At 72.9% G+C, this 10996-nt stretch carries 9 protein-coding genes and 2 pseudogenes; 5 read left to right on the top strand and 6 right to left on the bottom strand.

The window, feature by feature from the left end:
• Window positions 1–242 precede the first annotated feature (242 nt).
• Complete coding sequence (locus AB0399_RS39415) at window positions 243–1313, bottom strand: Lrp/AsnC family transcriptional regulator (protein WP_366414564.1); 1071 nt, start codon at window positions 1311–1313, stop codon at window positions 243–245.
• Between the two features lie 332 nt (window positions 1314–1645).
• Between AB0399_RS39415 and AB0399_RS39410 the strand changes: the two genes are divergently transcribed.
• Window positions 1646–2560: an alpha/beta hydrolase gene (locus AB0399_RS39410; RefSeq protein ID WP_366414563.1), complete on the top strand. Its 915-nt coding sequence runs from the start codon at window positions 1646–1648 to the stop codon at window positions 2558–2560.
• Window positions 2561–3164: 604 nt separating this feature from the next.
• On the opposite strand, the gene AB0399_RS39405 is transcribed toward AB0399_RS39410, so the two are convergent.
• Window positions 3165–3512, bottom strand: a complete 348-nt coding sequence (locus AB0399_RS39405) for a hypothetical protein (protein WP_366414562.1) — start codon at window positions 3510–3512, stop codon at window positions 3165–3167.
• A 155-nt stretch (window positions 3513–3667) separates the two neighbouring features.
• Here AB0399_RS39405 and AB0399_RS39400 point away from each other — a divergent pair, with 155 nt between their 5' ends.
• Window positions 3668–4615, top strand: a complete 948-nt coding sequence (locus AB0399_RS39400) for a cobalamin-binding protein (protein ID WP_366414561.1) — start codon at window positions 3668–3670, stop codon at window positions 4613–4615.
• Between the two features lie 323 nt (window positions 4616–4938).
• Here the strand turns inward: AB0399_RS39400 and AB0399_RS39395 are convergent.
• Both AB0399_RS39395 and AB0399_RS39390 read right to left on the bottom strand, forming a co-directional pair.
• Window positions 4939–5342, bottom strand: a pseudogene (locus AB0399_RS39395) (transposase); the annotation flags it as partial.
• Between the two features lie 17 nt (window positions 5343–5359).
• A complete protein-coding gene (locus AB0399_RS39390) occupies window positions 5360–5965 on the bottom strand; it encodes a TetR/AcrR family transcriptional regulator (RefSeq protein WP_366414560.1) in 606 nt (201 codons plus the stop codon).
• 93 nt (window positions 5966–6058) lie between these two features.
• On the opposite strand from AB0399_RS39390, the gene AB0399_RS39385 reads away from it, so the two are divergent.
• Entirely contained in the window at window positions 6059–7261 is a 1203-nt protein-coding gene (locus AB0399_RS39385; protein WP_366414559.1) for an MFS transporter, read from the top strand.
• Window positions 7262–7373: 112 nt separating this feature from the next.
• On the opposite strand, the pseudogene AB0399_RS39380 reads toward AB0399_RS39385, so the two are convergent.
• Window positions 7374–7754 (bottom strand): annotated as a pseudogene (locus AB0399_RS39380) (IS630 family transposase); the annotation flags it as partial.
• 123 nt (window positions 7755–7877) lie between these two features.
• Window positions 7878–8300 carry a helix-turn-helix domain-containing protein gene (locus AB0399_RS39375; protein WP_366414558.1) on the bottom strand — a complete coding sequence of 141 codons (423 nt, stop codon included), beginning with the start codon at window positions 8298–8300 and terminating at the stop codon, window positions 7878–7880.
• Between the two features lie 95 nt (window positions 8301–8395).
• Between AB0399_RS39375 and AB0399_RS39370 the strand changes: the two genes are divergently transcribed.
• Both AB0399_RS39370 and AB0399_RS39365 read left to right on the top strand, forming a co-directional pair.
• Entirely contained in the window at window positions 8396–8773 is a 378-nt protein-coding gene (locus AB0399_RS39370; RefSeq protein WP_366414557.1) for a VOC family protein, read from the top strand.
• A gap of 214 nt (window positions 8774–8987) precedes the next feature.
• A complete protein-coding gene (locus tag AB0399_RS39365; protein WP_366414565.1) occupies window positions 8988–10913 on the top strand; it encodes a Xaa-Pro dipeptidyl-peptidase in 1926 nt (641 codons plus the stop codon).
• The last annotated feature ends 83 nt before the right edge of the window (window positions 10914–10996 follow it).

Raw genomic sequence — 10996 nt, 5'->3', positions numbered from 1 at the left:
GTGTTCGGCGGCGCGCCTTCGACTTTTTTGGGACCCCCCGGGGGGTGGGAGGGGTGGCAAACGCTGCGTCTATGCGCTACCACCAACCGCGTCGAAGCGATTCGACGGTGAAACGTAGAGGGGTGCCAGGTATATGTCAATGGCGTTGACAAATCGGGTGGGTGGGGGTGGGGCCGGGGTCGCTTCGGGGTGGGCGAAGGCGCGGTGGGGGCGTCTCGGGGCGGCGTACGCGCGGGCGCGGCCTACCTCTGGCGGGCCGGGCGGGCCTGTCGTGCTTCCCGGGCCGCCCGCACGGGTGGGGCCGGCTGAACCGGCTGCGGCAGCGCGGGAGTTCGCTTGGCGGCGCGGCTGACGACGGCCGTCTCGACGTGGGTGATGCCCAGGCCGACCAGGTCCCGGGAGAGGAAGCCGTACAGGGCCGTCAGATCCGGGAAGTACGCGGCCGCGTGCAGGTTCGAGGGGCCCGAGGTCGCGAACGCGCCGTGCACCGCGGGGTGATCGGCCAGCGCCTGCCCCGCGGCGGCCAGGTGGTCCGGCGCCACGTGCAGCAGCAGCTTGGCCTCGATGAGCAGCCCGAGGCGGCGCGGATCGACCAGCACCTGGGTGACCAGCCGGCCCTGGTCGGCCAGCCTGGCCAGGCGGCGGCGCACGGTGCTCTCCGGATGGCCGGTGCGCTCGGCCAGCGCCGCCGAGGACAGCCGCGCGTCGGGAGTGAGAGCGTCGATCAGAGCCTGCTCCACCGCGTCGGTGTCGACACCGTACGGGCCGGGGGAGCCGTCGGCGGCCGACCCGGGGCCCGGGCCGGCCGGGCTCAGCGCCGCGCGTTCCGCCGCGGTCAGCACCTGGTGCCGCCACTCGGAGGTGAGCCGGAAGACGTGCAGGATCGTGGCGCTCTCCAGGGACGTCACCGCCTGGGTGGAGGGCAGTTGGCGGAAGACCAGCGGGTCGCGCGACCCCGGCTCGGTCCGGGCGACGGCGAAGATCTCGTCACCCGAGGTGGTGATGTCGATGAACGGGATGTCCTCGCGCGCGGCGAGCGCGGCCACGATCGTGTCGAGCTTCCCCCGCAGCACCCGGATGCGCAGGAACAGGGCGCCGGCCGAGCCTCCGTTGCGCGGTCGCGCGACCGGTGAGACCACGACACGCAGCGTGCCGTCGGCGCCGAGCGCGTGCAGGCGGCGGCGCACGGTGGCGGGGTTGAGCCCCAGCACCTGGGCCGCCCGCTCCGCGGTCAGACGGCCGTCGCACTGCAGCGCGGCCACCAGCCGCTGGTCGATGAGGCTCAGTGCGGAATCCGCCGTTGCGCGCGCCATGCGAGCAAGTTTCGCCCATTCCACCGCCTCGCGCTGCCCGTTTCGGGGACGGCGGCCCAAGCATGGAGGACATCCACCCCGCACCGTCCCGAAGGCGCCTCGCCGCTCGTGGACCCGAGCCATGGAAGGAGCGCACGATGATCCTCGACCCGCGCAACTGGTTCCCCGTCCTGACCGGCTGACCGCCGGTACCCCGGGCGCCACCGCCGGTGGCGACCCGGTGCGGGGGCCTGCGGCCACGACGACGCCTCCGGCCCCCGCACCCCAGCGCACCCGCATCGCAGCGCACCGACATCGCACCCGCGTACGACGCAATCACCACGGAGGTCCACGTGCCCGTGATCAGGCAACGGGAGAAAGTACGTTTCGCCAGCGGCGACACCTCATGCGCCGGCTGGCACTATCCGGGGGCCAACGGCGGCTGCGTGATCATGGCCGGCGGGACCTCGGTCACCAAGGAACCGGCCTCGGACCAGTTCGCCGTGCGGTTCAACGAGGCCGGGTTCGCCGTCCTGGCCTTCGACCACCGGCGGTTCGGGGAGAGCGGCGGCACACCGCGCCAGATCGTCGATTTCGACGAGCAGGTCGCCGACTGGCACGCCGCGATCGACTGCGCGACCGACCTGCCCGACGTCGACCCGGACCGGATCTCGGCCTGGGGCTTCTCGCTCGCGGGCGGCCACCTCTTCCGCGTCGCGGCCGACAACCCGCGACTGGCCTGCGCCATCTCCCAGACCCCGCTGGTCGACGGCCGCGCGGTCGCACCCCACGCGCTGCGCTGCATGACGCCCCTCGCGGCGCTGCGGCTCTTCGGCCGGGGCGTCGCGGACGCGCTCGGCGGCGCTTTCGGGCGCCCGCCGCTGCTGGTCCCGACCGCCGGTCCGCGCGGCGCCGTCGCCTCGCTCACCACGCCCGACGCCATGGACGGCGACCTGGCCCTGGACCCCGACGGCCGGCACACCGGCTGGGAGCAGACCGTCGCCGCCCGGATCGCCCTGTGGATCGGCGGCTACCGGCCCGGCCGCCACGCCTCCCGGATACGCTGCCCGCTGCTGGTCGTCGTCTGCGACCAGGACCAGAGCGTGCTCGCCGACCCCGCCGTCCGCGCGGCCGGGAACGCGCCGGCCGCCGAGGTGGTCCACCTGCCCGGCAGCCACTACGCCCCGTTCCTCGCCGCGCACGAAGAGGCCGTCGAGGCGCAACTCGCGTTCCTGCGGAAGCACGTGGGTCCCCGTGAAGCCGTCTGAGCCGGACCAGTCGCGGCACGTTCGCGCGTCGTCGTCTCTGGCGTGTGCCCGGCCGTCACGGGGGTGTGGTCGGGGGTGGTGGAGGCGGCTGTCGGTGCCGGGGGGTGCGGGGGTGCCGTGGGTCCTGCGGTCTGGGCGGGAGTTGGATCGGTCGTGGCGCGTTCGCGCGTCGTCGTTTCTGGGTGTGCCCGGCTGCCACGGGGGGTGTGGCTGGGGGATGGTGGAGGCGGCAGCAGATACCGGGCGGGTGTGGTGGTGCCGTGGGTCCTGCGGTCTGGGCGGGAGTTGGACCGTTCGTGGCGCGTTCGCGCGTCGTCGTTTCCGGGGTGTGTCCGGCCGTCACGGGGGTGTGGTCGGGGGCGGTGGAGGCAGCTGTCGGTAAAGGGCGGGTGCGGTGGCGTCGTGAGTCCTGCGGTCCGGGCGGGAGTTGGATCGGTCGTGGCGCGTTCGCGCGTCGTCGTTTCTGGGGTGTGTCCGGCTGCCACGGGGGTGTGGCCGGGGCATGGCGGAGGCGGCAGCAGATACCGGGCAGGTGCGGGGGTGCCGTGGGTCCCGCCGTCCGGGCGTCGCGTCAACGGCCTTGCGGGCAGGCCGGGTCGGTGCGTTACCGGGGCGCGGGGTGGCGACGGCGGCGGGTGTGTTCGAGCAGCAGGACGTTGGCGAGGGCCGCGCCGACCAGGAGGGCGACGTTGAGCGTGGCGCTGCTGGCGGTGAGCCAGGCGGCGTCGCTGCCGTCGGGGCGGGTGGCCGGCGCCAGGAGGCCGCCGACGCCCTTGAGGACGGCGTACCCGCCGTAGACGAGCACGAGCGCCGGCACTCCGAACGGCAGCGTCAAGGCGACGGCCAGCAGGTAGAAGAGGGCCTCGCCGTGGACGGCGCCGAGCACCGCGAGGGCGCCCACGGCCGCCACGTACAGCCCCTCCACGGACCGAAGCCCCCGTCGTGCGGCCATCGTTGGCCTCCCCCTCCGCCGGCGGACCCGGGTCCGCCGATGCCCCGTCCCCAGTGTGCGCCCGCGGTGGGCGTTCCGTCGCCGGTTCGGGCGCCAGGCGCGGCCGGGTGCGCCGTGCGTCCCGCGCGCCGTACGGGGCGGTCTACCGTTCGGGTATGCGCATCGTCTCCCTGCTTCCCGCCGCGACCGACATCGTCGTCGAACTCGGCCTCGGCGGCGACCTCGTCGGGCGCACCCACGAGTGCGACTGGCCGCCGGACGTGGTCGGTCCGGTGCCGGTGGTGACGTCCGCCGAGTTCGACGCCGACGCGCTGAGCAGCCGGGAGATCTCCGAGGCGGTCGGGGGAGCGGCGCACCGGGGTTCCTCCCTGTACACCCTGGACGCCGGCCTGCTCGCTGACCTCGCGCCCGACGTGGTGCTCACCCAGGACCTCTGCCAGGTCTGCGCGGTCTCCTACGAGGCGGTCGCCGACTCGGTACGCGTACTGGACGGCGACGGGCCCCGCGTGATCAGCCTGGAGCCGCGGACCCTGCCCGACGTGCTCGCCTGCGTGCGGCGGGTCGGCGACGTCCTCGGCGTACCGGAGACCGCCGCGCGCCGGGTGGCCGAGGCGTACCGGCGGCTGGACGCCGTACGGGACCGGACCTCGGGTCGGCCCCGGCCCCGCGTGGCCGCGATCGAATGGCTCGACCCGCTGTGGCCGGCCGGGCACTGGGTGCCCGAACAGATCCGCCGCGCCGGCGGCGAACCCCTGCTGGCCCACCCGGGCGAGCACACCGCCGCCATGGACTGGGCCGCGCTGTGCGACGCGGCCCCGGAGGTGATCGTGCTGATGCCCTGCGGCTTCCCGCCCGAACGCACCTTCACGGAAGCGGACGTGCTGACCGGACACCCCGCGTGGGCGGACCTGCCGGCGGTCCGCGACGGCCGGGTCTGGGTCCTCGACGGCCCCGCCCACTTCAACCGCCCGGGCCCGCGGGTGGTGCGCGGCGCCGAGATCCTGGCGTACGTCCTGCACGGCATCGAGCCGGGCGAGCCGGTGACGGACCGGGAGGCCCGCAGGCTCCTCCCCGCGGCCCCCCGGCCTCCCGCCGGCCCGTGACACGTGTGCGCCGCAACCCGCGTGCCGGCGTGAGCCGTTGACCGGTTCCGTCGACCCGCCGCGTGGACCGGGGGCGTCGGGCTGCCCCGGTGGGCGCCCACTCCCGGCGGCGCGGGACCGTCGACCCGACCGGCCGAGGGACCCGCTAGTGCCGTGACCGCGTAGGTTCACCGGCTTGGCCAGGAGCCTGTCTCAGTAACCGGCGAGCAGCCAGGCGGTCGTGATCGGCGGGATGAGTCGTCCGCCGCTCGCGGGGCTGTCGGTGTCGGAGGTGTCGTTCGCGGGTTCGGGAATCGGTGCCGGGGGTCGCCGGTTGCGGGCGGTCAGGCGAGCGCCACGGCCAGTCCGGCGGCTCCGGTGTGGCGGAAGATCTTGCGGAGGTTGTGGCAGGCGGCCGGCAGGCGCCACTCGCCGCGGGCGCCGTCCTCGCCGCGCAGGAGGAGTCGGCGGCCGTTGTGGCAGGTCATGGTCTGGCCGAAGACGGGTTCGACGATGGTCTCGCGTCGGCTGTATGCGGCCCGGCCGGGCTTGGTCCGCAGTTTGCGGGCCATGCGCTCCTTCAAGGTCGCGTCCTTAGGATGCGTCCGCGGGGTGCGGGCGGGACCCGCTCGTCGTGGGAGAGGCGGCCGGTGGCCATGAACGCGTCAGTGGGGGAGCTCAGTCGGCGTTCCTTTGCGGCTTCGAGGTTCGTCTCGGAGCAGTAGCCGGCGTCGACGAGGGCCTGCTTGGCACGTCCCGGTGCCGTCAGGCAGGTTCCGCAGGCGTGGGCCCCAGGGCGCGGATCGCGAGATCGATCGCGGTGGTCAGACGCTCGATGTCGTGGCCGGCGCGTTCCCGTACCCGCAGGCCGAGCACCGTGGTGAACAGCAGTTCCACGGCGCCGTCGATGTCGAGACCGGCGGACAGTTCGCCACGGTCACGGCCCTCGGCCAGCACGGACCGCAGGGCCTGCCGGGTGACCTCGAAGGCGGCCTCGGTCCGCCGGCGGACCTTTTCGTCGGTGGTGCCGAGCTCGGTGGCGGTGTTGACCACGAAGCACCCGCGGCCGGACTTGCCGTCGGCCGGGCAGGTGACCAGCCACAGCATCCATTCCCGCAGCACCTGCCGAACGGGACGGTCCGCCGTGTCCAGCCGCTGCTGGGCCTCTGCCGACTCGGTGGCCCGGTAGTGGTCGAGCGCGCGCAGGAACAGCGTGTGCTTGTCCGTGAACGTCCGGTACAGGCTGCTGGGCGTGAGTTTCAGCTCGTCACCCAGGTCGCGCACCGAGGTGGCGTGGTAACCGCGTCGCCAGAACAGCTCGGTCGCCGACCTGACCGCGTTCTTCTCGTCGAACTGTCGGGGGCGTGCCATGTGTTCACCTTACCCAACTTGTGGAGCGGTCGCTCCCATACTAGCGTCTGCCGTATGGGAGCGATCGCTCCCGAATCTTTGCAGGAGGCTCCGTTGACGACCGCAGAACAGACCCCCGCCCCGACACAGGAACCAGAGGTCCCGGAGAAAAGTCGCTGGACGGCGGTCTCCGCGGTGGCTCTGGGCACCTTCCTGCTGGTGACCGCCGAGCAACTGCCAATCGGCCTGCTGACCTCCGTGGGGTCCGCACTGTCGGTCTCCGAGGGGACGGCCGGGCTCATGGTGACAGTGCCCAGCATCGTCGCCGCGTTCGCGGCACCACTGGTTCCGATGCTCGTCGGGTCGATGGACCGGCGCATCCTGCTGCTCGGCCTGATGGCCCTGATGACCGTCTCCAACCTGGCCTCCGCCCTGGCACCGAACTTCGCCGTCCTGGTGGGCTCCCGAGTGCTGGTCGGTATCGCGATCGGCGGCTTCTGGGCCGTCGCCAGCGGCCTGGCCGTCCGGCTCGTCGCCCCCGCGGACGCGCCGCGAGCCACCGCGGTCATCTTCGGCGGCGTCGGAGCCGCGAACGTGTTCGGCGTCCCGCTCGGCACCCTGGTCGGTGACCTCACCGGCTGGCGCACCGCCTTCTCCTCACTGAGCGCCCTGGCGCTCGTCACCCTGATCGTCCTGCTGGCGGTGCTGCCGGGGCTGGCCGCATCCCAGGCCATCCGGCCGAAGCTGCTGATGGAGCAGTTCCGCAACCCGGGCGTGCGCGTCGGCATCATCGCGACCGTGCTCATCGTGTTCGGGCACTTCGCCGCCTACACGTTCGTGAGCCCGGCGCTCCAGAAGCTGTCGGGGATCGACGAGCGCTACGTCGGTCCGCTGCTGTTCGGGTTCGGTGTGGCCGGCATGATCGGCAACTTCGTCGCCGGCGCGGCGCTCTCCCGCCGGGTGCACCGGAGCGTGCTGATCATCTCCATGGCCCTCGCGGTCGCGATGCCCCTCTTCCTGCTGCTGGGCCGGACCGCGGTCGGCGGCGCCATCCTGCTGATCGTCTGGGGTCTGTCCTACGGCGGTGTGTCCGTGGGCCTCCAGACCTGGATGCTCAAGTCCGCCCCGCAGGCCGTGGAAGCGGCCTCCTCGCTGTGGGTGGCGGTGTTCAACCTGTCCATCGGCATCGGCGCACTGGTCGGCGGCGTCATCGTCGACACGCTCACCCTCCAGGGCGTGCTGTGGCTCGGCGGCGCCTGCGCCCTGCTCGCCGCTTTGGCGATCTGGACCGCCCGCACCAACGACGCCCTGCGATGACCGAGCCCTCCTCAGGGCCCACCGGGGACGCGTAGCCACAACGGTGCCGACTGGCGCGCCGCCGGTACACCGGCGGCGCCCCACCCGGCACCGCATTGTTTCGGGCTCCGGGTGTGTCGTCGCCTATCGAGTAGCAGCCGTGGAAGTAGCGGACGCCGTGGGTGCGGTGGTGGGTCGCGGGGTGCCGCTCGGGGCGACCGGCACGGGCCCAGCATGAGCCGCCGGCGGGACGGATGCCAAGCGGGCCGAACTCGTCCAACGCGAACGCCCGGTCCGGGAAGCGGTCCAGGACGTGTTCGATGCGGTCGAGCTTGGCATCGCGCTCGGGGTCAGGGGACTCCTTCCACGTCTTGGTCCGCTGGAAGGTGACGCCGCGGCGGGCGAGCCGGCACCGTAAGGCCTCGCGGCTGATCCGGATCACCCGGCCGTGGACTCTTTGCAGGTAGGCGGCGAGTTTGCGGATCGACCAGCGGGTGAAGGGCTGGCCGAGCTTGGTCGGCGGCGCACGATCTGCGGCAGCTTCTGCCCCTCCTGGTCGGTCGCCGAGCCGGGCGGGCCGCACCGCGGGCGCGGTCGTGCGGGTGTGCGGGCGTGCGGGTGTGCTGTCGTGCCGGGCCTACCGGCCGGATGCCGCGGCGGCCTGCTCCCGGCGCGCGCGGTCGAAGCGTTCCCGGGACCCCTCGATGTGCTCCAGATGCAGCCGGGTCCACGCGCACATGCCGTGGACGGTCGCGCGCAGCGCCTGGCCCGCGTCCGTGAGCGCGTACTCCACGCGGGGCGGCACGGTCGGGTGGACGGTGCGCTCGACGAGCCCGTCGCGTTCGAGGCCGCGCAGCGTCTGCGTGAGCATCTTGTGGCTGATGCCCTCCACCTCGCCGCGGAGTTGGGTGAAGCGCAGGGTGCGCTCGCCGAGGATGGTGACCACCAGCAGCGTCCACTTGTTCGCGATGCCGGAGAAGATCTCCCGCGCGAGGGAGTGGGCGCGCGTCACATCGGCGTCCGCGTCCCGTGAAACCCGGCCGGCCTCCTCGGTCACCACCAGGTGCCTCTCTTTCGAAAAAGTGCGTTCTTCCCTCCGACCTGCTCACTCTCCTACGGTGCCCAGGTATGCACAAGTGACCGTGAGGACCCGTCATGACCATTCTCAAGACCTACGCCCGCCTGTGGACCGATGCGCTCGACCCGTCGCTGCCCCTGCTGCGCGAACTGACCGGTGCCGAGCCCGATCTCCGTTTCGCCTTCGACTCCGTCGAACTCGCGGCGATCGGCGACTTCCTCGTCATCGCGGGACCACCCGCGGAGCGGGCCCGCTACGCCAACGCCGGCGCCACCGTGATCGTCGACGACCTCGACGCCCTGACGGCGGTACTCGCGGCCGCCGGCGCCGAGATCACCACGCCGGAGAGCACCAGCGCCACCGGACGGTTCCTGTACGCGCGCCACCGCGGCGGCGCGGAGGTCGAGTACGTGGAGTGGGTGCCGGAGTTGGTGGAGCGCATCGTCCGGGCGTAGCCGGGCGGTCGCCGGCTTGGGGCGGTCGGTCGGCGTGGGGTGGTCGCCCGTCGCCGCCGGACGCGCCCGCGGGTGTCTGGTAATCGCCCCGCTGTCTCGAAAGAGGGGGTGTTGTCATGGCGGTGTCAGGATGTAACGTCCCGGGGTGCTGTCACTGACGCGGAGACCCCGCACCCACTCGATGTCCGTCGTGGCGGTGGTCCTCACCGCCCTGATGTTCGTCCTCCTCGGCCCGGTCGCCGCGCACGCCGGTGCCGGCCCGCGGGACACCGGCAGTCAACCGGTCGACTCCTACGCCAACGCCATCCGGCAGTCCGTCTGGGTCGACACCGGCCTCGACGGCGACCGCGACGGCAAGACCGACCGGGTGGCGGCGGACATCATCAGGCCCTCAGAACCCGCGGCGGCGGGCCGGCAGGTGCCGGTGATCATGGACGCCAGCCCGTACTACTCCTGCTGCGGCCGCGGCAACGAGAGCCAGGTCAAGACGTACGACCAGAGCGGCAACCCGGTGGGCTTCCCGCTCTACTACGACAACTACTTCGTACCGCGCGGCTACGCGGTCGTCCTCGTCGACCTCGCGGGCACCGACCGCTCCGACGGCTGCGTCGACGTCGGCGGCGCCTCCGACATCACCTCGGCCAAAGCCGTCATCGACTGGCTGAACGGCAGAGCCACCGCGTACACCACACGCACCGGAAGCACGACCGCGCAGGCGGGCTGGTCCAACGGGTCGGTCGGCATGATCGGCAAGAGCTGGGACGGCACCGTCGCCAACGGCGTCGCCGCGACGGGGGTCGAGGGCCTGAAGACCATCGTCGACATCAGCGGCATCAGCTCCTGGTACGACTACTACTTCGCGCAGGGCGCGGCCCTCTACGACGGCGGCCCCGACGAACTCGCCTCCGAGGTCGAGAGCTCCGGCGCGCAGTCGCACTGCTCCGCCGAGGAACAGGCGCTGCGCGACGGCGCACCGCGCAACGGCGACTGGACCAGCGCCTGGCAGGACCGCGACTACTACGCCAACGCGTCCAAGGTGAAGGCCAGCGTCTTCGTCGCGCAGGGCATGCAGGACCTCAACGTGCGCACCAAGAACTTCGGCCAGTGGTGGAACGCGCTCGCCGCGAACGGGGTACAGCGCAAGATCTGGCTGTCGCAGACCGGCCACGTGGACCCGTTCGACTACCGGCGGTCCGACTGGGTCGACACCCTGCACCAGTGGTTCGACCACTACCTGATGGGCGTCGACAACGGCGTGCAGAGCCAGCCGATGGCCGACATCGAGCGCACCCCCGACCACTGGAGCACCGACCCGGTCTGGCCCGCGCCGGGCACCGCCGCGACCCAGGTCGGCCTGAAGGCGAGCGGCACCAACGGCCTCGGCACGCTGAGCGCCGGGGCCCCGCCGGCGAGCGGCACCGAGCACTACACCGACAACCCCGCGCAGGACGAGGACGACTGGGCGGCACAGGCGGACCAGGCGACCGCGAGCAAGGTGTCGTTCACCACCGGCACTCTCGCCAGTGACCTGCGGCTGTCGGGCGGCGGCACGGTGACCCTCACCGCGACCCCGACCACCACCAGCGCCCACCTGTCGGCGGTCCTGGTCGACCTCGGTCCGGCGACCATCCGCAACTACGAGGACGGCGCCGAGGGCATCACCACGCTCAACACCCGGTCCTGCTGGGGCGACAGCACGTCGGGCGACAGCGCCTGCTACCTCGACACCGCGGCGAACACCGAGAACGTCCAGCAGACCGTCTTCAGCCGCGGCTGGGCCGACCTCGGGCACTACGACCCGTCACTGCACGGCGTGTCGCTCACCCCGGGCAAGCCCTACACCATCACCATCCAACTCGCCTCCACCGACCACGTGGTGCCCGCCGGACACCGGCTCGCCCTGATCGTCGCCGGCACCGACAACGGCCTGATCGTCGCCCCCAGCACGAAGCCGACGATCAGCGTCGACCTCTCCCGGTCCAGCGCCGACCTGCCGCTGGTCGGCGGGCTGCCGGCCCTCGCGCACGCCCTGCGCGGCGGCTCCGGCCACCACCACCCCACGGCGACCACACCGGCCGCCACCCCGTCCCGCGGCCCGGCGGCCGCGCTGCCCACCTCCCAGGCGGCCCGCCTCCGCTGACCCTCCCACCCGCCACCACGGGAGTTGAGCAAGTCCACCCGGTTCTTGCGGCGGTACACCGCGGAGACGAGCGCGCGGTTGAC

This window comes from Streptomyces sp. NPDC088194 (genome assembly GCF_040702025.1).
Classification (GTDB): Bacteria; Actinomycetota; Actinomycetes; order Streptomycetales; family Streptomycetaceae; genus Actinacidiphila.
The sequence above is the reverse complement of the archived record's forward strand: the minus strand, read 5'-3'. Positions and strand labels throughout refer to the sequence as shown.

What these genes read in the sequence shown, in the direction of transcription:
- AB0399_RS39415 (WP_366414564.1), bottom strand. Translation starts at nt 1,313, where the DNA reads ATGGCGCGCGCAACGGCGGATTCCGCACTGAGCCTCATCGACCAGCGG.
- AB0399_RS39405 (WP_366414562.1), bottom strand. Translation starts at nt 3,512, where the DNA reads ATGGCCGCACGACGGGGGCTTCGGTCCGTGGAGGGGCTGTACGTGGCG.
- AB0399_RS39400 (WP_366414561.1), top strand. Translation starts at nt 3,668, where the DNA reads ATGCGCATCGTCTCCCTGCTTCCCGCCGCGACCGACATCGTCGTCGAA.
- AB0399_RS39390 (WP_366414560.1), bottom strand. Translation starts at nt 5,965, where the DNA reads ATGGCACGCCCCCGACAGTTCGACGAGAAGAACGCGGTCAGGTCGGCG.
- AB0399_RS39370 (WP_366414557.1), top strand. Translation starts at nt 8,396, where the DNA reads ATGACCATTCTCAAGACCTACGCCCGCCTGTGGACCGATGCGCTCGAC.
- AB0399_RS39365 (WP_366414565.1), top strand. Translation starts at nt 8,988, where the DNA reads ATGTTCGTCCTCCTCGGCCCGGTCGCCGCGCACGCCGGTGCCGGCCCG.